Origin of the sequence: Methylobacterium soli (assembly GCF_008806385.1) — a bacterium.
In the GTDB taxonomy this organism is placed as follows: domain Bacteria; phylum Pseudomonadota; class Alphaproteobacteria; order Rhizobiales; family Beijerinckiaceae; genus Methylobacterium; species Methylobacterium soli.
In genome coordinates this window covers 1-23057 of the sequence record NZ_VZZK01000052.1, presented here as the reverse complement: position 1 = coordinate 23057, position 23057 = coordinate 1, and the positions used below count along the sequence as shown (strand labels likewise).

Sequence of the window (23057 nt, the reverse complement as noted above, 5' to 3'; positions counted from 1 at the left end):
GCACCCTCCGATGGACATCCGCCAGCAGCTCCTCGCGGCCTTCGAGGTCGAGCATCGCGAGCATATCGACGCGATTCGGGCGGCGCTCGCCGGCGGCGCGGACGGGCGCCCACCGGATTGGAACGACATCTTCCGCCGCGCCCACAGCCTGAAAGGGGCTGCGCGGGCGGTCGACCTCCCTCCCGTCGAGGCCGTGGCGCATCGCCTGGAGACCCTGTTCGAGCGGATCGTCGCGGCGGACACGGCCCTCGACCGCGAGGCCACGCGCGCGACGCATCTCGCCCTCGACCGGATCGAGGCCTACGTGGCCGATCTCAAGACCACGGCCGCCCCAGAGATGCCGGGCGATGCGCTGGCAGCCCTCGACGGCCGGCTTCGCCCGGGCCCGCTCGCGCCCGCGGCCCCACAGCCGGTCGAGGCCGCATCTGCGCCGTCCGAAGCCGCGCCCGAGTCGAAGCCGGAGCCGCCTGAGGCGAATCCGGCGCAATCCTCCGGGGCCGAGCCGGCGGTCGATTCCACCCTCGCGCTCCTGCGGGTGCCCGCCGATGCCGTCGAGGCCCTGACGCGGGCGACGCACGAGCTGACGAGCACCCTCGGGGGCGAGGGACAGGTCGCGGACGGACTCGCTCGGATCACCCGGAATGCCGGCGAGCTTCGCCGCCGGGCCGAGGCCAGCCGCGAGCGCGGCCCACTGGCCGCCCTCGCTCGGCTGCTGCGGGGTCAGGGCAACGCGGAGGCCGAGACCGCCCTCGCGGCGGTGCGAACGGAGCTGCGCGCCCTGGAGGCCAGCCTCGCGGTGTTCGCGCGGGAAACGTCGGACCTGACGCGGCGTCAGGCCGGCGCGGCCAGCGCCGTCGAGAGTGCCTCCGCCCGGGTCCGGGTCCAGGCCGAGCGCCTCGCCCTGGTGCCCGCCGAGTCCGTGTTCGGCGGATTTGCCCGCTTCCTGCGCGAGACGGCCCGCGAACAGGATCGCGAGGTCGAGGTCAGCGTGCGCGGTCTCGATCTGCCCGTGGACCGGGCCATGCTCCAGACCCTGAAGGACCCGGTGCTGCACGCCTTGCGCAACGCGCTCAGCCACGGGGCCGAGGCGCCGGAGGCGCGTCGGCGGGCCGGCAAGCCCGCGGCGCTCGCCATCACCTTCGAGGTCGCCGTCAGAGGCGGTCGCCTCTTGATCGGTGTGTCCGATGACGGTCGCGGCCCGAACCTGGCCGCGATCGAGGCGACGGCCCGCGCCCGCGGCCTGCTGGCACAGGGCGAGGCTGCCGATCCCGAGACCCTGCTCGATCTCGTCTTCGCGCCGGGTTTCTCCACGGCCTCCAGCGTCGACACCCTGTCGGGGCGCGGCTTCGGCCTCTCGGTCGTGGCCGACGCGGTCCGATCGCTCCGGGGCAGCGTGCGGCTGGAGGCCCGCGAGCCCTGGGGCACCAGCCTCACCATGAGCCTGCCGCTCTCCGCGTCCCGCCGCAGCGTCCTCCTGGTGGAGGCGGGCGGCGCGACCTTCGGGCTCCCGGGAGCGGGCGTCGAGCGCCTGCTTCGCCTCGACCGCGCCGGCCTCGGCCGTGCTATGGGCCGGGCCGTGGCCCGGATCGAGGGCGCGGGCGGCGCGGAGCTGAACCTGCCGGTGATCCCCCTGGCCGAGCTGACGGGGCTGCCCGTGCGCGAGGCTGCAACGGATGCGACCCATCTGACCGCCCTGATGCTGCGGAGCGCGGGCCAGCGCTTCCTCCTCGCGGTCGATCGCCTCCTCGACGTGCGCACCCTGCTGGTGCTGCCGGCGCCCCCCATCGGGGCGGACGGCAAGCTGTTTTCCGGGACGGTGATCCAGCCCGGCGACGTCCCGGCACTCGTTCTCGACCCGGAGGGGGTTGCCGCGCGCGTCGGCGAGACCAGATCGTCGGCAGGCACTGCCGGCGCGTCCGAGCCGCCAGGGGATGCAGGCGGAACGATGCCGAAGGCGCGGCGTTCGACGATTCTTGTCGTCGACGATTCCATCACCACACGGACCTTGGAGAAGGGCATCTTGGAAGCGGCCGGCTACCGTGTGGTCGTCTGCGTCGACGGTCAGGACGCCCTCGATCGCCTGCGCGCCGACATCGAGACCGTCGATCTCGTAGTGGCCGACGTGGAGATGCCGCGGCTCGACGGGTTCGGCCTGCTCAAGGCGCTGCGCGCGCAGGACGCGTTCGCCCGCCTCCCCGTCATCCTGATGACCTCGCGGGGCGATGCGGAGGATGTGGCTCGCGGGCTCGATCTCGGGGCCGATGCCTACCTGACCAAGCAGAAATTCGACCAGCGCCAGCTGCTCGACACGATCGGGCAGCTCCTGTGACCGGGCGCGTCCGCGTCATGCTCGTCGAGGACAGCCTCGTCGTGCGCCAGCTCCTGATGCACATCGTCGGACGCGACCCGCGCCTGGAACTCGTCGCGGCCGTCGCCTCCGGCGAGGAGGCGCTGCAGACCATCGCGACGAGCTGGCCCGACGTGATCTCGATGGATATCCGCCTGCCCGGGATCGACGGTCTCGAGACGACGCGGCGGATCATGGCCGAGCAGCCGACGCCGATCGTGGTGGTGGCCGATGCGGTGGAGGATTCCTCCCTGCGCATCTCGATGAACGCCCTGCGGGCCGGAGCCCTCTCGGTGGTCGAGAAGCCGGTGGCGATGACCCATGCGGGCTACGACGCGGTCGCGGGCGAGATCTGCACGCAGCTGCGCATCATGGCGCAGGTTCCGGTGATCCGCCGCCGCCCGATCGGCACGGAATGGGCAAGCCGAACGCCGACGGCGAGCCCGCCCCCGATCCCGACCGCGCCGCCCCCTGACCAGGCGACCGTGCTGGGACTTGCTGCCTCGACTGGTGGGCCGCCGGCGCTGGCGCGCGTCATCGGCAGCCTGCCCGAGACCTTCCCCCTGCCGATCCTCGCGGTCCAGCATATGGGGGCGGCCTTCATGGAGGGCTTCGCCGCATGGCTGAATGGCGTCGTGCCCCTGCCCGTCGGGATCGCACGGGACGGCGAGCGGGCGGAAGCGGGCCGGGTCTACGTCGCCCCGGGCGACCGTCACCTCGAACTCGGCCAGAACGGGATCCTGCGCATCCTCGATTCCGCCCCGGTCGGCGGGCAACGCCCCGCCGCGACGGTGCTGTTCCGCTCGATGGCCCGGCAAGCCGGATCGCGCGGCATCGGGGTCCTCCTCACCGGCATGGGGGAGGACGGGGCGCTGGGTCTGCTGGAGATGCGCAAGGCGGGCGCGGCCACGATCGCCGAGCACGAGAGCACGGCGGTGGTGTACGGGATGCCGGCGGCGGCCGTGCGCCTTGCCGCGGCGCGCAGTGTCCTGCCCCTCGATCGCATCGCGGGCCAGCTCCTGCGCAGCGCCAACCCGGATTCGATCACGTGAGTGGCGCGCGGATTCCGCCGGTCGAGGATGCGAGGCCGCGGCTTCTCCTCGTCGAGGATTCGGAGACGCAGGCGCTTGAGCTGCGCCTGTTTCTCGAGGGACAGGGCTTCTCCGTCGCGCGCTGTCCGACGGCCGAGACCGCCCTCGATCACCTCAATCTGCACCTGCCCGATCTCGTGGTGGCCGATTACCACTTGCCCGGCATGAACGGCGACGAGTTCACCCGGCAGTTGCGCCTGTCCCTCCGCACCCGTGCCCTTCCGCTCCTGATGCTCACCGGCGCCCGCGAAGGCGAGCGCCAGGGCCTGGAGAGCGGCGCGGATGCCTACGTGGCGAAATCCGCCGACCGCGATCTCCTGATCCTGCGCATCCGTGCGCTCCTGCGCGAGCGCAAGGGCGGGCCGCACGCGGAGGGACCGGGCGGTGCCGCCTTCCGGAGGGGCCGGGTGCTGGTGGTGGATGGCAGCGCCACCTATCGCACCTTCCTGGCGAGCCTCCTCGCGCAGGAAGGCCACGCGGTGACGTCGGCCGACGGGAACGACACCGCGCTGACGGCCCTCGATGCGCCGGGCGCGAGCTTCGACTGCGTGACGGTCGACCTCCTCGGCCCGGCCTATGACGGGCTCGCCTTGTGTCGGGCGATCCATCAGCGCCGGGCCGGCGTCGAGGCCGGCGGCACCTTTCAGATCGTCGGGATCGCCGGCAGCGCGCCGGCCAAGGATTTCATCGTGGACGCCTTCGCGGCGGGCGCCGACGACGTCGTCTCGAAGGCGGATGCCGAGGTTCTGGTCATGCGCGTGCGCGGCCTCGTCCGCCGCCGCCTGCTCGAAGAGGACAACCGGCGGATCGCGGGCGAGTTCGGGGACCGGGAGCGCGCCCTGGAGAGCGCTCGCGCCGAGGCCGAGGCGGCGGAGGCCCGCGCCAAGCTGGCGGGCGCCCTGGAACGCGCGAACCGGGATCTGGCCGACGCCAACCGCAAATTGACCGATGCCCAGGCCAAGCTCGTTCAGGCCGCCAAGATGGCCTCGCTGGGCGAACTCGTCGCCGGCATCGCCCACGAGATCAACAACCCTCTGGCCTTCATCCTGGCCCATCAGGGCACCGTGGAGCGGCTGCTCGGAGAGATCCCGGCCGTGGCCGAGGATGCTGGCGCGGCCCGCGCCCTGGCCAAGGCGCGAGACCGGGTCGGCTCGATGCGGATGGGCCTCACCCGCATTCAGGATCTTGTCCTCAACCTGCGCAAGTTCTCGCGCCTCGACGAGGGTGAGCGCTCCCTCGTCAACGTGCCCGAGGCGATCGAGACGGTCCTGGCCCTGATCCAGCACAAGCTCGGCGTTCGCATCGAGGTGGTGCGCGACTTCGCGGGGCGCCCCGAAGTCCATTGCACGCCCGCCCTCCTCAATCAGGTGGTGATGAACATCCTGGGGAACGCCGCCGACGCCATGCCGGAGGGCGGCACCATTCGTGTGTCGACGCAGAGCACGGACGATACCGACCTGATCCGCATCAGCGATACGGGGCCGGGCATCCCGGAGACGCTCCGGGAGAAGATCTTCGAGCCGTTCTTCACCACGAAGCCGGTCGGTTCGGGCACGGGGCTCGGGCTCGCAATTGCCTACAGCGTCGTTCAGGCGCATAGCGGCTCGCTCACCGTCGAGTCGGCGCCAGGAGGTGGAGCCTGCTTCGTGATCGGCATTCCGCGGCAGGCCGCTTGAGCATGACCAATGGCACGATCCTGGCCGTCGACGACGAGCCGGACATTCTGATCGCCCTCGAGGATTTGTTCGAGGACGAGTACCGGGTCGTCACCACGACGAAGCCGGCCGAGGCCCTCGCTATCCTGGCCGCGGACCCGGACATCGCGGTCGTGATCTCCGACCAGCGCATGCCCGGCATGACCGGGGACGTCCTCCTGGCGGAGGCCCGCGCCTTCCACGAGGCTCAGGCGATCCTGCTGACCGGCTACGCCGACATTACCGCCGTCATCGCGGCGCTCAACCGCGGCGGCATCACCGGCTATGTGACGAAGCCGTGGGACGCGATTCTCCTGCGCAGCACCGTGCGCAACGCCTTCGAGCGCCATCGGCTCGGGCGCGATCTCGCCACCGAGCGCGCCCTGCTCCTCGGCCTGCTCGACCACTCCGCCGACGCGATCTCGTTCAAGGATGCGGCAGGCCGCTTCATTCGCCTCAATGCCCGGAAGGCCGCCCTGATCGGCCAGGACGTGGAGGCCTGCCTGGGCCGAAGCGAAGCGGACCTCCTCAGGGATCAGGCTCGCAGAACCGTCGAGGCCGACGCGGCGGCGATCCGCACGGGCGAGGTCACGGACAACATGACCACCGAGGGGCCCCTCGGCGCGGAACGTTGGAGCCACGTGGTGCGCGTGCCGATCCGCGCGCTCTCCGGCGAGATCGCTCACCTGGCCACGATCGAGCGCGACGTCACGGAGCAGCGCAACCTGGAGGCGCGGCTTCGACAATCCGACAAGATGCAGGCGCTCGGCACATTGGCCGGCGGCATCGCGCATGACTTCAACAATCTTCTGACCGCGATCCTCGGCAGCCTCGAACTCGCCGGGCCCAAGGTTCAGGATCAGCCGCGTGTCCAGCGCCTGATCGAGAATGCGACCGGCGCGGCCCAGCGCGGCGCGTCGCTGACCAAGCGCCTGCTCAGCTTCAGCCGCTCGCACGACCTTCAGGCGCGAGCCACGGACGTGAACGCGCTGATCGAAGGCATGGGCGACCTGTTCGGCCGCAGCCTCGGCGGCCTGGTGACGGTGACGACGGAACTCTCCCCGAACCTGCCGCCGGTTCATGTCGACCCGGACCAGCTCGAACTCGCGATCCTGAACCTCTGCATCAATGCCCGGGATGCGAGCCCGGAGGGCGGCACGATCACGATCGCCACGTCGCAGGAGCGCGTCACGCAGGATGCGGAACTTGATGCCGGTGATTACGTCCGCATCGGCATCACGGATGCGGGGACGGGAATCCCGCCGGAGATCCTGCAGCGGGTCTGCGAACCCTTCTTCACCACCAAGGCGGTCGGCCAGGGCACGGGGCTCGGCCTCGCCATGGTCTTCGGGCTCGCGCAGCAATCCAAGGGACGACTGCGCATCGAGAGCGAGGTCGGTCGCGGCACCCGGGTCGAGCTGCTGCTGCCGCGCTCCGAGGCTCCGGCCAATTCCGAGACGGCGGCCGCCGCGGCGCCAGCCGTCCGGGCCCGTCCCGCCAGCATCCTGGTGGTCGACGACGATGCCGAGGTCCGGCACGTCACCGCCTCGTTCCTCAGCGATTTCGGATATAGCGAGACCGAGGCCGAGGATGGGGCTGCGGCTTTGGCGCTCCTCGAGAGCCGTGCCTTCGACCTCGTGGTCGCCGATCTCGCCATGCCGGGAATGTCGGGCGTCGAGCTCGCCGCCACCCTGCGCCAACGCTGGCCGAACCTGCCCGTCCTGATCCTGACGGGACACGCGGAGGCGATGCAGATCCCGGACGACATCCCGGTGCTGACGAAGCCCTTCGGCTCGGCGGAACTTGCCGCACGGCTCTCGGCGCTGCTCGAGGCCGCCCGCACGACCTGACGCGCCGCGCGCCGCCATCCGTCGAGAAAACCCTTCCCAAACGCGAAGAGGCGGCCCGGGGGCCGCCTCTCACGATGGGTCTCGAAGCGTGTTTCGACGGATCAGGCCGCAGCGGCCTCGCCGCCCTGGACCGGACCGGAATCGCGGCCACGGGCATCGACATCCCGGTCCACGAACTCGATGACCGCCATCGGGGCGTTGTCGCCGTAGCGGAAACCGGCCTTCATGATGCGGCAATAGCCGCCCGGACGGGCGTTGTAGCGCGGGCCGAGAACAGCGAAGAGCTTCTTCACCATCGCTTCGTCGCGGATCTGCGACATGGCGAGACGGCGTGCATGGATGCTGTCGGTCTTGCCCAGCGTGATCAGCTTCTCGACGACCGGACGCAGATCCTTGGCCTTCGGCAGCGTGGTGATGATCTGCTCGTGCTTGATTAGCGCGGCGGACATGTTGGCGAACATCGCCTTGCGGTGCTCGGTGGTGCGGTTGAAACGACGACCGCGGAAACCGTGACGCATGATGGCTTTCCTTCATTCTGATGGCCGCCGTGCCACGGTACGGCCATGCGCCCCACGATCGGGGCTTCTCTCTCGATCCGCGTGACCCTGCGGCGGGATTCCTTCGCCCTCCCCTGACCCGGCCTGTCGGGCCAGGATCAGGGGAGCGAGGCTGGCGCCTCAGTAATGCTCTTCGAAGCGCTTGGCGAGATCCTCGATGTTCTCCGGCGGCCAGCCGGGGACGTCCATGCCGAGGTGCAGGCCCATGCCGGCCAACACTTCCTTGATCTCGTTGAGCGACTTGCGGCCGAAGTTCGGGGTGCGCAGCATCTCGCCCTCGGACTTCTGGATGAGGTCGCCGATATAGACGATGTTGTCGTTCTTCAGGCAGTTCGCCGAGCGCACCGAGAGCTCCAGCTCGTCGACCTTCTTGAGCAAAGCCGGGTTGAAGGGCAGCTGCGGCGCGAGCGGCGCGGCCTCTTCCTTCCGGGGCTCCTCGAAGTTCACGAAGACCTGCAACTGGTCCTGGATGATGCGTGCCGCGTAGGCCAGCGCGTCCTCCGGCGTCACCGCGCCGTTGGTCTCGATCGTCATCGTCAGCTTGTCCTTGTCGAGATCCTGGCCCTCGCGGGTGGTCTCGATGCGGTAGCTGACCTTGGTGACGGGCGAGAACAGGGCATCGACCGGGATCAGGCCGATCGGCGCATCCTCGGGACGGTTGCGCTCAGCCGGGACGTAGCCCTTGCCGGTCGCGACCGTGAATTCCATCCGGATCTCCGCGCCGTCGTCGAGGGTGCAGATCACGAGGTCGGGGTTCAAGATCTGGATGTCGCCGACCGCGCCGATATCGCCCGCCGTGACGGTGCCGGGGCCGGTCTTGCGCAGGGTCATGCGCTTGGGCTGGTCCGTCTGCGAGCGGATCGCGATCGTCTTGATGTTGAGGACGATGTCGGTGACATCCTCGCGCACGCCCGGGATCGACGAGAATTCATGCAGCACGCCGTCGATCTGGACCGACGTCACGGCCGCGCCCTGCAGAGAGGACAGGAGGACGCGGCGCAGCGAATTGCCCAGGGTGGTGCCGAAGCCGCGCTCGAGCGGCTCGGCCACGACCGTGGCGACGCGCTTCGGGTCGTCGCCGGTCGAAACCTGCAGCTTGTTCGGCTTGATGAGCTCTTGCCAGTTCTTCTGAATGACCACGGTCCTACCTCTCGCAATACGGGCGCGGTCCGAACTCCTGGCCCGCGCTGAATGCCGCCCCGCCGCGCCCCCACGCGCGGACCGGCCTCCAAATGGTTCTCTACTGTGCCGCGACCCAGAGTTCGGGCACGAATCGATATCCGGCTCCCTCGCGCACGACGTAGCCGAGCGCCGGAAATTCGAGATGCGAGCCCGCGATGAAGCTGCGCTCGCTCGCGACCTCGTCGAGGACGCGCTTGCGCGTGGCACGCGCCTGATCCCCGTCCACGTCGAAACCCACGCCAGCTTCCGGCTGCTTGAACTGGATTGCCGGCAGGTGCACCACGTCCGTCCACATCATCAGGCTGTTCTCGCCGGAGACGATGCGAAACCCCGTATGTCCGGGCGTATGCCCCGGCAGCGGAACCGCCGTGACTCCGGTGACGACCTCGCCCCCCGTAATTGTGCGCATCCGGTCCTTGTAGGGCGCCACGGCCTTCTGGGCGCCCTCGAAATAGGGTTTCGCCTCCGCGGGAGCCCGCGTCAGCGCATCGTCTCCGAGCCAGTGGGCGGCCTCGTCCGCGTGCAGAATGATCTCCGCATTGGGATAAGCCGCCCTGCCCTCCCGCGTGAGCAGGCCCCCCGCGTGATCAGGGTGGAGATGCGTCAGGAGGATCGTCTCGATCTCCTCCGGCCGCGTCCCGGTCAATGCCAGCGCTGCCGGCACCCGACCGAGGGTGTCCCCGCCGAACCCGCCCATGCCCGTGTCGATCAGCACCGGCGCGCGGCCGGGACCGGTGATCAGGAAGGCGTTCAGCGTCAGACGGGGAGCCTCAGCACGAAAGCCGGCCGCCTGAAGCGCGCCGGCCTCCGCCTTCGGAATGCCCGTGACGATGTCGAGGGTCACTGGCAGGTATCCGTCGTTGAGAACGGTGATCGTGAGATCGCCCAGATTCCAACGCAGTGCCCCCGGAAGCGCCTTCGAACCTTCTGCCACGCAGTCCTCCGTCTGCTGCCTCTCCGTCCGTCGCGCGTCTCCGCTCAGACGCGGCGACGCTTGCGCGGGCGGCAGCCGTTATGCGGGATCGAGGTGACGTCGCGGATCGAGGTCACGGTGAAGCCCGCGGCCTGAAGCGCGCGAAGTGCCGATTCGCGGCCCGAGCCCGGACCCGAAACCTCGACCTCGAGGGTGCGCATGCCGTGCTCGGAGGCCTTGCGGGCAGCGTCCTCGGCCGCGACCTGGGCGGCGTAAGGCGTCGACTTGCGCGAGCCCTTGAAGCCCATGGCGCCGGCCGACGACCAGGAGATCGTGTTGCCCTGCGCGTCCGTGATGGTGATCATCGTGTTGTTGAACGATGCGTTCACGTGCGCGACGCCCGAAACGATGTTCTTGCGTTCGCGCCGGCGGATGCGGGTCGGTTCCTTGGCCATATGTCTCGCTCACTTCCTTCAAACACGCCCGTAATGCCAGGCGCTCGGGATTTATCTCGGAGGGTTGTACCGGCCACCGTGAAGCGCCGGTTCTGGAAGAAGGCCGGGTTCCCCCGGCCTCTCGCAGGATGAAACTTACTTCTTCTTACCGGCGATCGGCTTCGACTTGCCCTTGCGGGTGCGAGCATTCGTGTGGGTGCGCTGACCGCGGACCGGCAGGTTGCGGCGATGGCGCAGACCACGGTAGCAGCCGAGATCCATCAGGCGCTTGATGTTCATCGAGACTTCGCGGCGCAGATCACCTTCCACGACGTAATCGCGGTCGATGGTCTCGCGGATCTGAAGCACCTCGGCATCCGTGAGCTGATTCACGCGACGCTCGGCAGGGATGCCGACCTTCTCGGTGATCTCCTCGGCCTTCTTCGAGCCGATGCCGTGAATGTACTGAAGCGCGATGACGACGCGCTTGTTCGTCGGGATGTTGACGCCTGCGATACGGGCCAAGGTCTTGCTCCATCTGGCGCCGGGCAGCGGCCCGGGCCTGTTTCCTGATTCACGTGCGTCCGGTGGAGGCCGGCCCCTGCACGCCGCCGGAACGACAAGTCGGCCCGCGACCGCCCCTATCGAGGCGCCCCGGACCCACTCCCGTCTGGACGAAGACCGGCCTGCTAGCGCGGGCCGACCCCTTTGTCAACTCTCAGGCCGCGCCGGAGGGAGCCTTATCGGCATGGGCCTCGAGAAGGGTCATGACCTCGTCGGTCACCGTGTCGATCGGCTTCATGCCGTCGATGGTGCGCAGCATTCCGGCCTTGGCGTAATAGGCGGAGAGGGGCGCGGTCTGCTGCCGATAGGCTTCGAGGCGCGTCTTGAACACCTCGGGCGTGTCGTCCTTGCGCACCGGCTGCCCACGGGCGGCGGTCTCCTCGGCGCGCTTGGCGATGCGGCCGACCAGCGCGTCCTCGTCGACCTTGAACTCGATGACCGTCGAGAGGGACAGGCCCTTCCCATCGAGCATCCGGTCGAGGGCGACCGCCTGCTCGACCGTGCGCGGGAAGCCGTCGAGGATGAAACCGCGCCTGGCATCCGGCTCATCGATGCGGTCCGCGACAATCCCGACCACGACGGCATCGGGGACCAGACCACCGCTCTCCATGATCGACTTCGCCTCGCGGCCGACCGGCGTGCCGGCCGCGACCGCGGCGCGCAACATGTCGCCCGTCGACAATTGCGGGATCCCGAACCGGCCGACGATCCGCTCGGACTGCGTCCCCTTCCCCGCGCCGGGTGGTCCGAGCAGTATGATCCGCATGACGTCGATCCTCGTCCATTGCCCGCTTTCGGGCTTTCAGGGCGTCCGGCGAAGCCTCCCCGGCATCGCCCACGAAACGTCGTTCTACCGGATTTGCGCGTCCGGGCGAGCCGGAGAAAAGGCCAACGCGTTCCAGCGCGCCGAATTTGTTCGCGGGCGCGCCGAGCGCGCCCGCGGGCACGAAGTCTAGCGGCGGCGCTGCGTCGTCGATGCGCCGCGGAGCTTCGCCTTCTTGACCAGGCCCTCGTACTGATGCGCCATCAGGTGCCCGTGGATCTGGGCCACCGTATCCATCGTCACCGACACGACGATGAGGAGCGAGGTGCCGCCGAAGCCGAGACTGGCGCTGGCATAGGAGGCCAGGATCTCCGGCACCAAGCAGACGAAGGTGAGGTACAGAGCGCCGATCAGGGTGATGCGGGTCAGCACCTTGTCGATGAAGGACGCCGTGCGCTCGCCGGGACGGATGCCCGGGATGAAGCCGCCATGCTTCTTCAGGTTGTCCGCCGTCTCCTGCGGATTGAATACCACCGCCGTGTAGAAGAAGGCGAAGAAGATGATCAGCGCGGCATAGAGCAACATGTAGAGCGGCCGACCATGGCCGAGATAGGTCGTGATGGTCGCAAGGATCCCGGTTCCGCCCTGGTTCGCCGAGAAGCTCGCGACGGTCGCGGGCAGCAGCAGGAGCGAGGACGCGAAGATCGGCGGGATCACCCCGGAGGTGTTCAGCTTCAGCGGCAGGAACGAGGTCTGTCCCTCGTACATGCGGTTGCCGACCTGGCGCTTCGGGTAGTTGATCAGGAGCCGGCGCTGGGCCCGCTCCATGAAGACGATGAAGTAGACGAGGCCGATCGCCGCGACGCCGACGCCCAGGATGACGGCGGAGGACAGGGCGCCCGTGCGGCCGAGTTCCAGCGCGCCGATGATCGCGGTCGGCAGGTGGGCGACGATGCCGGCGAAGATGATCAGCGAGGAGCCGTTGCCGATGCCCCGAGAGGTGATCTGCTCACCGATCCACATCAGGAACAGGGTTCCGCCCGTCAGCGTGATGACGGTGGAGAGGAGGAAGAACGGGCCCGGATCGATCGCCGCGCTCGAGCTCTGGAGACCGACCGCGATGCCCCAGGATTGCACCAGGGCGAGGAGGACGGTGAGGTAGCGCGTGTACTGGTTGATGACCTTGCGGCCGGACTCGCCCTCCTTCTTCAGCGTCTCGAGGCTCGGGATCACCGAGGTCAGGAGCTGAATGATGATTGAGGCCGAGATGTAGGGCATGATGTTGAGCGCGAAGATCGCCATGCGCTCCACCGCCCCACCCGAGAACATGTTGAACAATCCGAGCACGCCGCCGGCCTGCTGCTGGAAGTTCCGGGCGAACTGCTCCGGGTCGATGCCCGGGATCGGGATGTAGGTGCCGAGCCGGAACACCACGAGGGCACCGAGCGTGAACCAGATGCGCTTCTTCAGCTCATCGGCCTTCGCGATTGCCCCGAAATTGAGGTTGGCGGCAAGCTGCTCGGCGGCTGAGGCCATGGCCTGTATTCCTGAGACGGTTTGTGCGGGGCTTGAGGGCACCCGTGAAAAACGAAGCGGCGGCCACGCGCGAGGTCGCACGGGCCGCCGCTCAGCGCTTCGACTTAAGGGCTGCGAGAACCCGGCGCAACCGCGTTACGCGGTCGCTTCGGCCTTGCCGCGGGTCGACACGCCGGACGCGAAGGCGACGTTCACGGTTCCACCGGCCTTCTCGACGGCCTCGATGGCCGACTTCGACGCACGGGTCACCTCGAAGGTGAGCTTCGTGCTGAAGTCGCCGACGCCGAGCAGCTTCACGCCGTCCCGCGGACGCGCGATGATGCCGGCCGAGACGAGGCTGTCCACCGTCACGGTGGCGCCCTTGTCGAGCTTTCCGGCCTCAACCGCCGCCTGCACCCGGCCGAGATTCACCTCGTTCAGGTCGGCCGCGTGGATGTTGTTGAAGCCGCGCTTCGGCAGGCGACGATGCAGCGGCATCTGACCGCCCTCGAAGCCCTTGATGGCGACGCCGGTGCGAGCCTTCTGACCCTTCACGCCGCGGCCACCGGTCTTGCCCTTGCCGGAGCCGATGCCCCGGCCGACGCGCATCCGGTTCTTGGTCGCGCCGACATTGTCGTGGAGTTCGTTGAGTTTCATGCTGGCCTCCTCAAGCCGCGCCGTCGAGGACGCGCACGAGGTGCTGCACCTTGCGGATCATCCCGCGCACGGAGGGTGTATCCTCCAGCTCGGAAACCCGGTGCAGCTTGTTGAGCTTGAGGCCGATCAGCGTCGCGCGCTGGGAAGCCTCGCGGCGGATCGGCGAGCCGATCTGCTCGACGCGGAGAGTCTTGGTAGCCATTCAACCCTCCCTTACGCGACCGCGGCTTCGGACGAATCCGTCGGATCGACGTCGCGACGGCGGCTCTGCAGGCTCGAGACCTTGAGGCCGCGGCGCGCCGCGACCGAGCGCGGGCTGTCCTCGTTCTTGAGGGCCTCGAAGGTGGCGCGCACGAGGTTGTAGGGGTTCGACGACCCCAACGACTTCGCGACAACATCCTGCATGCCAAGGGTCTCGAAGACGGCGCGCATCGGGCCGCCCGCGATGATGCCGGTGCCCTGGGGCGCGGCGCGCAGGATGACCTTGCCGGCGCCGTGACGGCCCTGGACGTCGTGATGCAGCGTCCGACCCTCGCGGAGCGAGATCCGGACGAGGCCGCGCTTGGCCGCTTCCGTCGCCTTGCGGATCGCCTCCGGCACCTCACGGGCCTTGCCATGGCCGAAGCCGACGCGGCCCTTCTGGTCGCCCACGACGACGAGCGCCGCGAAGCCGAAGCGACGGCCGCCCTTCACCACCTTGGCGACGCGGTTGATGTGGACGAGCTTGTCCACGAACTCGCTGTCGCGCTCCTCGCGCTCATCGCGGCGGCCGCGGCCCCCGCCTTCCCGTTCACGTGCCATGTGTACCCAATCCGTCTCACTGACGCGGGCGGCGGGCCCGCTCGCTTGATGTGTGTCCGTGTCAGGGGCGGCGCACCGCCCCTTCACCGCCGATTAGACCGTGTGCCTACCCTCGCGGGCGGCGCCTCAGAAGTCGAGGCCACCCTCGCGGGCGGCATCGGCGAGCGCCTTGACGCGCCCGTGATAGAGGTAGCCCGAACGATCGAAGATCACCTGGGAGACGCCGGCCGCCTTGGCGCGCTCGGCGACGAGCTTGCCCACGGCGGCGGCTGCCGCCACATCGGAACCGGTCTTGAGGCCTGCCTTGAGATCCTTGTCCAGCGACGAGGCCGAAGCCAGCGTGCGGCCCTGGGCATCGTCGATGACCTGGACGTAGATCTGCTTGGAGGAACGGAACACCGAGAGCCGGGGACGGCCATTGGCCGCCGCCCGCAGCGCGCGGCGCACACGCGCCTTGCGGCGGTCGAGTGCATCGAATTTGCGTGACATGTCGGCCAGTCCTTACTTCTTCTTGCCTTCCTTGCGGAAGATGAACTCGCCCGCATACTTCACGCCCTTGCCCTTGTAGGGCTCGGGGCCGCGGTAGTCGCGGATCTCGGCGGCGACCTGACCGACGCGCTGACGGTCGATGCCCGTGACCACGATCTCCGTCGGCTTCGGCGTCACGATCGTGATGCCGGCCGGGATCTCGTACTCGATGTCGTGGCTGTAGCCGAGCGACAGCTTGAGGGCCTTGCCGGCCATCGCCGCGCGATAACCGACGCCTGTGATCTCGAGCTTCTTCTCGAATCCCTTCGAGACACCCTCGACGAGATTCGCGACCTGCGCGCGGGACGTGCCCCAGAGGGACCGCGCCTGCTTGGATTGGTCCTTCGGCTGGACCGAGACCGCGCCATCCTCCAGCGCGACCGAGACCAGGTTCGGCACGACGAACTGAAGCTCGCCCTTCGAACCCTTCATCTTAACCGTCTGACCGGTCACCGTGGCGGTCACGCCGGACGGGACGACGACGGGCTTCTTGCCTACGCGAGACATGAGCTCTCCTCCTCTCGTACGGGTTAGAACACCTTGCAGAGCACTTCGCCGCCGACGTTGCGCTCGCGCGCCTCGTGGTCGGCCATGACGCCCTGCGGGGTGGACACGATGGTGATGCCGAGACCGTCGGCGACGCGCGGCAGCTCGCCGACCGACGAGTAGACGCGGCGACCGGGCTTCGACACGCGCTGGATCGAGCGGATGACGGGCTTGCCGTCGTAGTATTTCAGCTCGATCGCGAACTCGGTCCGGCCATTGCCGTGATCGGTCGTCGCGTAATCGCGGATGTAGCCCTCGGACTTGAGGACGTCGAGAACGCTGGCGCGCAGGCGCGAACCGGGCGTCTGGACGACGTTGCGGCGGCGCTGCTGACCGTTGCGGATGCGGGTGAGCATATCACCCACGGGATCGTTGACCATGGTGATTGCCTCCTTACCAGCTCGACTTGACGAGGCCGGGGATCAGGCCCCGGTTGCCGAGCTCACGCAACGCGACGCGCGAGATGCCCATCTTGCGATAATAGGCGCGCGGGCGGCCGGTGATCTCGCAGCGGTTGCGGATGCGGGTCGCCGACGAATTGCGGGGAAGCTCCGCGAGCTTGAGGCGCGCCTCGAAGCGCTCCTCCATCTCGAGGGACTCGTTGTTCGCGACCGCGAGCAGCGCCTTGCGCTTCTCGGCGAACCGCTTCACCAGATCCTTCCGGTGATTGTTCTTCTCGACTGAGCTTTTCTTAGCCATGTCTTCTCTCTCCAGTGTCCGCGTCTAAGAGCGAGCTCTTACTGCCGGAACGGGAATTGGAAATGCTGGAGCAGCGCGCGGGCCTCGGCATCGGTCGTCGCGGTGGTGGCGACCACGATGTCCATGCCCCACATCTGCTCGGCCTTGTCGTACGAGATCTCCGGGAACACGAGGTGCTCCTTGAGGCCGAGGGCGTAGTTGCCGCGCCCGTCGAACGACTTCGGGTTCAGGCCGCGGAAATCGCGCACGCGCGGCAGCGCGATGGTGATCAGGCGGTCCATGAACTCGTACATGCGCTGCTTGCGCAGCGTCACCTTGCAGCCGATCGGCATGCCCTCGCGGACCTTGAAGGTCGCGATGGCCTTGCGGGCCCGGGTGATCACGGGCTTCTGGCCGGCGATCAGAGCGAGGTCGCCGGCAGCAACCGAGGCCTTCTTCGAATCCGCGGTGGACTCGCCGACGCCCATGTTGATGACGATCTTCTCGATCTGCGGAACCTGCATGGGGTTCTTGTAGCCGAACTCTTCGATCAGCTTCTGCCGCACCACCTCGTCGTAGTGCTTGCGGAGCCGCGGCGTGTAGCCGTCCGTCTTTGCCTCAGCCATCGATCAGATCCCCCGAGCGCTTGGCGAACCGAACCTTGCGGCCGTCCTCGAGAATGCGGAAACCAACGCGCGTGGCCTTGCCGTCCTTGGGATCGGCGACCGCGATGTTGGACAGGTGAATGGCGGCTTCCTTGGAGATGATGCCGCCTTCCTGGTTCTGCGTCTGCTTCTGGTGACGCTTGACCAGGTTGATGCCGCGCACGAGGGCCTTGTCGTCCTTGGGCAGCACCTGGATGACCTCGCCGGAGCGACCCGCGTCGCGACCGGTGAGAACGACGACGGTGTCGCCCTTCTTGATCTTCGCAGCCATCACAGCACCTCGGGAGCGAGTGAGATGATCTTCATGTGGTTCCGGGCGCGCAGTTCGCGCGGCACGGGCCCGAAGATACGGGTGCCGATCGGCTCCTTCTGATTGTTGATCAGGACGGCCGCGTTCTTGTCGAAGCGGATCACCGAGCCATCGGGACGCTTCACGTCCTTGGCGGTGCGCACGACGACCGCCTTCATGACGTCGCCCTTCTTCACGCGGCCGCGCGGGATGGCTTCCTTGACGGAGACGACGATGATGTCGCCGACGCCGGCATATTTGCGCTTCGACCCGCCAAGCACCTTGATGCACATCACGCGACGCGCACCAGAGTTATCGGCGACGTCCAGATTCGTCTGCATCTGGATCACGGGAGTGACCTTTCCTTGTTTCAGGCGGGTTTCCGCACGCGGACGGTATTGCCCGGCGGACGACGCCTGATGGGGATCTGATGTCCCCGGCTCATGTAACAGACCGCGCTATCGGCACTTCACAGCGCCGGCGCGGTCACCGCAGTCGAAGGAGGACGACGAGCGCCCCCGCTGAACTTTCGCGAAGGCCGGTCGCATACAACGCGCCGGCGATTCGCGCAAGGGTCTCGGTCGGGCGGCGGGCGCCTCAGGCGCTCGCCGCAGCCTCGGTTGCGCTCTCGACGAGCTTCCAGGTCTTGGTCTTGGACATGGGACGGCACTCCTCGATGAACACCGTCTGCCCGACCTTGGCGGCATTCGCCTCGTCATGGGCATGGTAGTTCTTCGAGCGGCGGACGGTCTTCTTCATCACCGGGTGGGTGAAGCGACGCTCCACCTTCACGACGATCGTCTTCTCGCCCTTGTCGCTGACGACGACGCCCTGCAATACGCGCTTCGGCATGATTGACTCCTCAGGCCTGCGTCGGCTGAAGCGTCTTGTGACGCTGCAGCGTGCGGACGCGGGCTATGTCGCGACGGACCTCGCGGACGCGGGCGACGTTCTCGAGCTGGCCGGTGGCACCCTGGAAGCGCAGGTTGAACTGCTCCTTCTTCAGGTTCACCAGCTCGTCGTTCAGCTGATCCGCGGACAGGGCCTTCAGATCAGACAGTCTCTGGGACGACTTCATGATCTCCCTCCTCAGTCTGCGATGCGGGCGACGACGCGGGTGCGCACGGGAAGCTTCGCGGCGCCGAGGCGCAGGGCCTCGCGGGCGATATCCTCGGCGACGCCGTCGACCTCGAACATGATGCGCCCGGGATGGACGCGGGCGGCCCAGTAATCCGGCGCACCCTTACCGGAGCCCATGCGGACCTCCGTGGGCTTGGCCGAGACCGGCACGTCCGGGAACACGCGGATCCAGACGCGGCCCTGGCGCTTCATCTCGCGGGTGATCGCGCGGCGGGCCGCCTCGATCTGCCGCGCGGTGATCCGCTCGGGCTCCACTGCCTTCAGGCCGTACTGGCCGAAGTTCAGCTCGAAGCCGCCTTTGGCCGCACCGTGGATGCGGCCTTTGAACTGCTTACGGAACTTGGTTTTCTTGGGTTGCAGCATGGCAGCCTCTCAACACCTTCCTTGGCTCGGGTCCGCGTTGCACGTCAGGCGTGATCGCGGCGGCCGCGCTCGCGCCCACCCTCGCCGTCGCGCTCACGACGGCCGCCGGAACGGCCACCCTCTTCCTGCGCCTTCTTGTCCTGCGCCATCGGGTCGTGCTCGAGGATCTCGCCCTTGAACACCCACACCTTGATGCCGCACGTCCCGTAGGTCGTGAAGGCCGTCGCGGTGCCGTAATCGACGTCCGCGCGCAGCGTGTGCAGCGGGACGCGACCCTCGCGGTACCATTCCTGGCGCGCGATCTCGGCGCCGCCGAGGCGGCCCGAACAGTTGATCCGGATGCCCTCGGCACCCAGACGCATCGCCGACTGAACGGCGCGCTTCATGGCGCGACGGAAGGCGACGCGGCGCTCGAGCTGCTGGGCGATCGAGTCGGCGACGAGCGTCGCGTCGATCTCGGGCTTGCGCACCTCGACGATGTTGATCGTCACGTCGGCCTTGGTCATCGTGCCGACGAGCTTGCGCAGCTTCTCGATATCCGCACCCTTCTTGCCGATCACCACGCCCGGGCGACCCGAGTGGATGGTGACGCGGCACTTCCGGTGCGGACGCTCGATGACGATCTTCGAGACGGCCGCCTGCTTGAGCTGCTTCATGAGCGCGGCGCGGATCGCGACGTCCTCGTGCATCAGCTTGGCGTACTCGCCCTTGCCGGCGAACCAGCGGGAGTCCCAGGTCCGGTTGATACCGAGCCGCAGACCGATCGGATTGACTTTCTGGCCCATTAGATCCTCCTCACGCCGCTTCGGCGGACGGGACTTCGCGAACCACGATGGTGAGGTTCGAGAAGGGCTTCAGGATGCGGGCGCCGCGGCCACGCGCACGGGCGTGGAAACGCTTCAGCACGAGCGCCTTGCCGACGAAGGCCTGGGAGACGACGAGATCGTCGACGTCCAGGTCGTGGTTGTTCTCAGCGTTCGCGATCGCGCTCTCGAGGCACTTCTTGACCTCGCGGGCGATGCGCTTGCGGGAGAATTCAAGATCGGCCAGCGCCGACTCGACCTTCTTGCCGCGAATGAGCTGCGCGACGAGATTGAGCTTCTGGGGGCTGACGCGCAGCATGCGCGCCACCGCCTTGGCCTCGTTCTCGGGGAGCGCGCGGGGGGTTGCGGGCTTGCCCATGATCAGCGCCTCTTCGCCTTCTTGTCGGCCGCGTGGCCGTGGAAGGTGCGGGTCGGCGAGAACTCGCCGAACTTGTGACCGACCATTTCCTCGGAAACGTAGACCGGGATGTGCTTCTGCCCGTTGTGCACACCGAAGGTGAGCCCGACGAACTGCGGCAGGATCGTGGAGCGACGGCTCCAGATCTTGATGACTTCGTTGCGGCTGGATCCGCGCGCGGTATCAGCCTTCTTGAGGAGGTAGCCGTCGACGAACGGCCCCTTCCAGAGGGAGCGTGCCATGATGCTTACTTCTTGCGGTTGTGGCGGCTGGACAGGATGAAGGTGTCGGTCCGCTTGTTGGACCGGGTCTTCTTCCCCTTCGTGGGCACGCCCCAGGGGGTGACCGGATTACGGCCGCCCGAAGTGCGTCCCTCGCCACCGCCGTGCGGATGGTCGACCGGGTTCATCGCGACGCCCCGGTTGTGCGGGCGCTTGCCGAGCCAGCGATTGCGGCCGGCCTTGCCGAGCGAGATGTTCATGTGGTCGGGGTTGGAGACCGCGCCCACGCTCGCGAAGCACTGGCCGTGCACGAGGCGCTGCTCGCCCGAGTTCAGGCGCAGCGTCACGTAGCCCTGGTCGCGGCCGACGATCTGGGCGTAGTTGCCGGCGGACCGCGCGATCGCCCCGCCCTTGCCGATCTTCAGCTCGACATTGTGGACGATGGTGCCGACCGGCATGTTGCCGATCGGGCCGGCATTGCCCGGCTTGATGTCGACCTGCTCGGCAGCCACCACCTTGTCGCCCGGCTGCAGGCGCTGCGGAGCCAGGATGTAGCTCTGCTTGCCGTCCGGGTAGTTGATCAGCGCGATGAACGCGGTGCGGTTGGGATCGTACTCGATCCGCTCCACGGTCGCGGTCTGCCCGAGCTGGTCGCGCCGCTTGAAATCGACGTTCCGCAAGGTGCGCTTGTGACCACCGCCACGGAAGCGGACCGTGATGCGGCCGAGATTGTTGCGGCCGCCCGAGGACGACTTGCCCTCGGTCAGCGCCTTCACCGGCTTGCCCTTGTAGAGCTCACGGCGGTCAACGAGGACGAGCTGGCGCAGGCTCGGCGTGACCGGTTTGAATGTCTTCAAGGCCATCGGCTTGTATCCTTACCCGGTCTTCACTCAGAGCCCGGTCGTGACGTCGATCGTGTCGCCTTCAGCGAGGGTCACGATCGCTTTCTTCACGTCCGAACGCTGTCCGCGCATCCCGCGGAAGATCTTCTTCTTACCCTTGGTGACGAGCGTGTTCACGCTGGTCACCTTGACGTCGAACAGCTTCTCGACCGCTTCCTTGATCTGCGGCTTCGTCGCCTTCGGGGCGACGCGGAACACGACCTTGTTCTGCTCGGTCAGGTTCGTCGCCTTCTCGGTGATCACCGGAGAGACGATCACGTCATAGTGGCGCGGATCGGCACTCATTTGAAACGCGCCTCCAGCGCATCGACGGCTGCGCGGGTGAGAACGAGCTTCTCGCGACGCAGGATGTCGTAGACGTTGATGCCCTGCACCGGCAGGACGTCGATCTGCGGCAGGTTGCGGGCGGCGCGACCGAAGTTCACGTCAACCTCGGCACCGCCGATGATGAGGGCGCTCGAGAGGCCGAGCTTGCCGAAACGCTCGGCGAGCGCCTTGGTCTTGCCGTCCGCGAGCTTGACGTCGTCGACGACGATCAGGGTCGAGGATTTCAGCTTGGCCGAGAGGGCGTGCTTGAGCGCCAGGGCCCGGACCTTCTTGGGGAGGTCGTGGCTGTGATCGCGCACCACCGGACCGAAGGCCCGGCCGCCGCCGCGGAACTGGGGAGCGGAGGCGGCGCCGTGACGGGCGTTGCCGGTTCCCTTCTGCTTGTAGAGCTTCTTGCGCGTCCGGTTCACGTCCGAGCGGTTCTGCACCGCATGCGTGCCGGCGCGGCGCTTGGCGAGCTGCCAGCGGACCATGCGCTGCAGCAGGTCGGGGCGCGGCTCGAGACCGAAGATGGCCTCGTCGAGCTCCACCGAACCGGCGCCCGCCCCATCGAGCGTGGTGATATCGAGCTTCATCACGCGTTCTCCTCGGAAGCCGCGGCCTCGGGGGCCGGGGCAGCAGCGCCGTTCTCACGGAACTTGCCCGGCAGCGGAACATCGGCGGGAAGCTTGCGCTTCACCGCATCACGGATCTGGATCCAGCCGCCGGCAACGCCCGGGACCGCACCCTCGACGAGAATGAGGCCGCGCTCCGGATCGGTGCGCACGACACGCAGGTTCTGGGTGGTGACCCGCTCGACGCCGAGGTGACCCGGCATCTTCTTGTTCTTGAAGGTCTTGCCCGGATCCTGGCGGCCGCCGGTCGAGCCGATCGAGCGGTGCGAGATCGACACGCCGTGCGTGGCGCGCAGGCCGCCGAAGTTCCAGCGCTTGATGCCGCCGGCGAAGCCCTTACCCGTGGTGGTGCCCGTCACGTCGACGAACTGGCCCGGGATGAAGTGGTCCGCGGTGATCTCGGCGCCGACCGGGATCAGCGAGTCCTCGGACACGCGGAACTCGGCGAGCTTGCGCTTCGGCTCGACCTTGGCCACCGCGAAGCGGCCGCGCTCGGCAGCGGAAACGTTCTTGACCTTGGCCTTGCCGACGCCGACCTGCAGCGCGACATAGCCGTTCTTCTCGACGGTGCGGTGGGCAACCACCTGGCATTGATCGATCTTGAGCACGGTGACGGGAACATGCTCCCCCGCATCCGTGAAGATGCGGGTCATGCCGACCTTCTGTGCAATGACGCCTGAGCGCATAGGTGTCTCCCCTCGCGCGATGAAACGGTAAGCTCTAGGCCCGGCGGGCTTAGAGCTTGATCTCCACATCCACGCCAGCGGCGAGGTCGAGCTTCATCAGCGCGTCCACGGTCTGGGGGGTCGGATCGACGATATCGAGGACACGCTTGTGCGTGCGCATCTCGAACTGCTCGCGCGACTTCTTGTCGATGTGGGGCGAACGGTTGACGGTGAAGCGCTCGATATGGGTCGGAAGCGGGATCGGGCCACGGATCTGAGCACCGGTGCGCTTCGCGGTGGAGACGATCTCGCGGGTCGACGCATCGAGGATGCGGTGATCGAACGCCTTGAGGCGGATGCGGATATTCTGACCGTTCATGACCTGAAACCTTGGGCGGAAAGTGAAGGGCGGGCGCGAGGGCCCGCCCCTCTAACGTCCCTCTCGATGGCGAGTGAGCGCGTCTTTACTCGTTGATGGCGGCGACGACGCCTGCGCCGACGGTGCGTCCGCCCTCGCGGATGGCGAAGCG

The 23057-nt window shown here is 67.9% G+C and carries 33 protein-coding genes; 5 read left to right on the top strand and 28 right to left on the bottom strand.

Annotated elements, in window-relative coordinates:
* The first annotated feature begins 10 nt into the window (after positions 1-10).
* From F6X53_RS28805 to F6X53_RS28790, 4 genes are read left to right on the top strand one after another with little or no spacing between them, the layout of a single operon-like run.
* Positions 11-2329, top strand: coding sequence for a hybrid sensor histidine kinase/response regulator (locus F6X53_RS28805; RefSeq protein WP_151004828.1), 2319 nt, complete (start codon positions 11-13; stop codon positions 2327-2329).
* A gap of 17 nt (positions 2330-2346) precedes the next feature.
* Positions 2347-3399 (top strand): chemotaxis-specific protein-glutamate methyltransferase CheB, encoded by a 1053-nt coding sequence (cheB, locus tag F6X53_RS28800; protein WP_151004844.1) that lies wholly within the window; start codon positions 2347-2349, stop codon positions 3397-3399.
* The gene (locus F6X53_RS28795) at positions 3396-5114 is read left to right on the top strand and encodes a response regulator (RefSeq protein WP_238297403.1); all 1719 of its coding nucleotides are present in this window, start codon (positions 3396-3398) and stop codon (positions 5112-5114) included. Before cheB ends, F6X53_RS28795 begins: the two co-directional genes overlap by 4 nt.
* 2 nt (positions 5115-5116) lie before the next feature.
* On the top strand, positions 5117-6982 hold the full coding sequence (locus F6X53_RS28790) for a response regulator (protein ID WP_151004840.1): 1866 nt from the start codon (positions 5117-5119) through the stop codon (positions 6980-6982).
* A 101-nt stretch (positions 6983-7083) separates the two neighbouring features.
* On the opposite strand, the gene rplQ is transcribed toward F6X53_RS28790, so the two are convergent.
* The 6 genes from rplQ to F6X53_RS28760 form a co-directional block, all read right to left on the bottom strand.
* Positions 7084-7500 (bottom strand): 50S ribosomal protein L17, encoded by a 417-nt coding sequence (gene rplQ / locus F6X53_RS28785; RefSeq protein ID WP_151004826.1) that lies wholly within the window; start codon positions 7498-7500, stop codon positions 7084-7086.
* Positions 7501-7659: 159 nt separating this feature from the next.
* Positions 7660-8697, bottom strand: a complete 1038-nt coding sequence (locus tag F6X53_RS28780; RefSeq protein WP_191971040.1) for a DNA-directed RNA polymerase subunit alpha — start codon at positions 8695-8697, stop codon at positions 7660-7662.
* A gap of 82 nt (positions 8698-8779) precedes the next feature.
* Complete coding sequence (locus F6X53_RS28775; protein WP_151004822.1) at positions 8780-9655, bottom strand: MBL fold metallo-hydrolase; 876 nt, start codon at positions 9653-9655, stop codon at positions 8780-8782.
* A 44-nt stretch (positions 9656-9699) separates the two neighbouring features.
* The gene (rpsK, locus tag F6X53_RS28770; protein WP_151004820.1) at positions 9700-10089 is read right to left on the bottom strand and encodes a 30S ribosomal protein S11; all 390 of its coding nucleotides are present in this window, start codon (positions 10087-10089) and stop codon (positions 9700-9702) included.
* A 135-nt stretch (positions 10090-10224) separates the two neighbouring features.
* On the bottom strand, positions 10225-10593 hold the full coding sequence (gene rpsM, locus F6X53_RS28765; RefSeq protein WP_151004817.1) for a 30S ribosomal protein S13: 369 nt from the start codon (positions 10591-10593) through the stop codon (positions 10225-10227).
* A 193-nt stretch (positions 10594-10786) separates the two neighbouring features.
* Positions 10787-11398 carry an adenylate kinase gene (locus F6X53_RS28760; RefSeq protein ID WP_151004815.1) on the bottom strand — a complete coding sequence of 204 codons (612 nt, stop codon included), beginning with the start codon at positions 11396-11398 and terminating at the stop codon, positions 10787-10789.
* Here F6X53_RS28760 and F6X53_RS28755 point away from each other — a divergent pair.
* Positions 11397-11588 carry a hypothetical protein gene (locus tag F6X53_RS28755; protein WP_151004813.1) on the top strand — a complete coding sequence of 64 codons (192 nt, stop codon included), beginning with the start codon at positions 11397-11399 and terminating at the stop codon, positions 11586-11588. The genes F6X53_RS28760 and F6X53_RS28755 overlap by 2 nt on opposite strands.
* Here F6X53_RS28755 and secY read toward each other — a convergent pair.
* The 22 genes from secY to rpsJ form a co-directional block, all read right to left on the bottom strand.
* Positions 11585-12931 (bottom strand): preprotein translocase subunit SecY, encoded by a 1347-nt coding sequence (gene secY, locus F6X53_RS28750; protein ID WP_151004812.1) that lies wholly within the window; start codon positions 12929-12931, stop codon positions 11585-11587. The genes F6X53_RS28755 and secY overlap by 4 nt on opposite strands.
* Positions 12932-13066: 135 nt before the next feature.
* Positions 13067-13567 (bottom strand): 50S ribosomal protein L15, encoded by a 501-nt coding sequence (rplO, locus tag F6X53_RS28745; protein WP_151004810.1) that lies wholly within the window; start codon positions 13565-13567, stop codon positions 13067-13069.
* Positions 13568-13577: 10 nt separating this feature from the next.
* Positions 13578-13769, bottom strand: a complete 192-nt coding sequence (gene rpmD, locus F6X53_RS28740; RefSeq protein WP_150965299.1) for a 50S ribosomal protein L30 — start codon at positions 13767-13769, stop codon at positions 13578-13580.
* Between the two features lie 11 nt (positions 13770-13780).
* On the bottom strand, positions 13781-14368 hold the full coding sequence (gene rpsE, locus F6X53_RS28735; RefSeq protein ID WP_151004808.1) for a 30S ribosomal protein S5: 588 nt from the start codon (positions 14366-14368) through the stop codon (positions 13781-13783).
* Between the two features lie 126 nt (positions 14369-14494).
* Complete coding sequence (gene rplR, locus F6X53_RS28730) at positions 14495-14857, bottom strand: 50S ribosomal protein L18 (protein ID WP_151004806.1); 363 nt, start codon at positions 14855-14857, stop codon at positions 14495-14497.
* Between the two features lie 12 nt (positions 14858-14869).
* A complete protein-coding gene (gene rplF, locus F6X53_RS28725) occupies positions 14870-15403 on the bottom strand; it encodes a 50S ribosomal protein L6 (RefSeq protein ID WP_151004804.1) in 534 nt (177 codons plus the stop codon).
* Positions 15404-15426: 23 nt separating this feature from the next.
* A complete protein-coding gene (gene rpsH, locus F6X53_RS28720) occupies positions 15427-15822 on the bottom strand; it encodes a 30S ribosomal protein S8 (RefSeq protein WP_151004803.1) in 396 nt (131 codons plus the stop codon).
* A gap of 13 nt (positions 15823-15835) precedes the next feature.
* Positions 15836-16141, bottom strand: coding sequence for a 30S ribosomal protein S14 (gene rpsN / locus F6X53_RS28715; protein ID WP_151004801.1), 306 nt, complete (start codon positions 16139-16141; stop codon positions 15836-15838).
* A gap of 38 nt (positions 16142-16179) precedes the next feature.
* Positions 16180-16746 carry a 50S ribosomal protein L5 gene (gene rplE, locus F6X53_RS28710; RefSeq protein WP_151004799.1) on the bottom strand — a complete coding sequence of 189 codons (567 nt, stop codon included), beginning with the start codon at positions 16744-16746 and terminating at the stop codon, positions 16180-16182.
* The gene (gene rplX, locus F6X53_RS28705) at positions 16739-17056 is read right to left on the bottom strand and encodes a 50S ribosomal protein L24 (RefSeq protein WP_151004798.1); all 318 of its coding nucleotides are present in this window, start codon (positions 17054-17056) and stop codon (positions 16739-16741) included. Before rplX ends, rplE begins: the two co-directional genes overlap by 8 nt.
* Positions 17056-17424: a 50S ribosomal protein L14 gene (gene rplN / locus F6X53_RS28700; protein WP_109895558.1), complete on the bottom strand. Its 369-nt coding sequence runs from the start codon at positions 17422-17424 to the stop codon at positions 17056-17058. Before rplN ends, rplX begins: the two co-directional genes overlap by 1 nt.
* A gap of 247 nt (positions 17425-17671) precedes the next feature.
* Positions 17672-17926: a 30S ribosomal protein S17 gene (rpsQ, locus tag F6X53_RS28695; protein WP_151004796.1), complete on the bottom strand. Its 255-nt coding sequence runs from the start codon at positions 17924-17926 to the stop codon at positions 17672-17674.
* 10 nt (positions 17927-17936) lie between these two features.
* Positions 17937-18152 carry a 50S ribosomal protein L29 gene (gene rpmC / locus F6X53_RS28690; RefSeq protein ID WP_151004794.1) on the bottom strand — a complete coding sequence of 72 codons (216 nt, stop codon included), beginning with the start codon at positions 18150-18152 and terminating at the stop codon, positions 17937-17939.
* A gap of 11 nt (positions 18153-18163) precedes the next feature.
* Positions 18164-18577 carry a 50S ribosomal protein L16 gene (rplP, locus tag F6X53_RS28685; RefSeq protein WP_151004792.1) on the bottom strand — a complete coding sequence of 138 codons (414 nt, stop codon included), beginning with the start codon at positions 18575-18577 and terminating at the stop codon, positions 18164-18166.
* A 44-nt stretch (positions 18578-18621) separates the two neighbouring features.
* Positions 18622-19362 carry a 30S ribosomal protein S3 gene (gene rpsC / locus F6X53_RS28680; RefSeq protein WP_151004790.1) on the bottom strand — a complete coding sequence of 247 codons (741 nt, stop codon included), beginning with the start codon at positions 19360-19362 and terminating at the stop codon, positions 18622-18624.
* 10 nt (positions 19363-19372) lie between these two features.
* Positions 19373-19759 carry a 50S ribosomal protein L22 gene (gene rplV, locus F6X53_RS28675; RefSeq protein WP_109895568.1) on the bottom strand — a complete coding sequence of 129 codons (387 nt, stop codon included), beginning with the start codon at positions 19757-19759 and terminating at the stop codon, positions 19373-19375.
* A gap of 2 nt (positions 19760-19761) precedes the next feature.
* Positions 19762-20040: a 30S ribosomal protein S19 gene (gene rpsS, locus F6X53_RS28670; protein WP_150965287.1), complete on the bottom strand. Its 279-nt coding sequence runs from the start codon at positions 20038-20040 to the stop codon at positions 19762-19764.
* A gap of 5 nt (positions 20041-20045) precedes the next feature.
* Positions 20046-20882 (bottom strand): 50S ribosomal protein L2, encoded by an 837-nt coding sequence (rplB, locus tag F6X53_RS28665; RefSeq protein WP_151004788.1) that lies wholly within the window; start codon positions 20880-20882, stop codon positions 20046-20048.
* Between the two features lie 27 nt (positions 20883-20909).
* Positions 20910-21206: a 50S ribosomal protein L23 gene (locus F6X53_RS28660; RefSeq protein WP_151004786.1), complete on the bottom strand. Its 297-nt coding sequence runs from the start codon at positions 21204-21206 to the stop codon at positions 20910-20912.
* Positions 21203-21823, bottom strand: a complete 621-nt coding sequence (rplD, locus tag F6X53_RS28655; RefSeq protein ID WP_151004784.1) for a 50S ribosomal protein L4 — start codon at positions 21821-21823, stop codon at positions 21203-21205. The genes F6X53_RS28660 and rplD overlap by 4 nt, the downstream gene beginning before the upstream one ends.
* Positions 21823-22548 (bottom strand): 50S ribosomal protein L3, encoded by a 726-nt coding sequence (gene rplC / locus F6X53_RS28650; RefSeq protein ID WP_151004782.1) that lies wholly within the window; start codon positions 22546-22548, stop codon positions 21823-21825. Before rplC ends, rplD begins: the two co-directional genes overlap by 1 nt.
* A 49-nt stretch (positions 22549-22597) precedes the next feature.
* Positions 22598-22906, bottom strand: coding sequence for a 30S ribosomal protein S10 (gene rpsJ / locus F6X53_RS28645; RefSeq protein WP_066927377.1), 309 nt, complete (start codon positions 22904-22906; stop codon positions 22598-22600).
* Positions 22907-23057 lie beyond the last annotated feature (151 nt).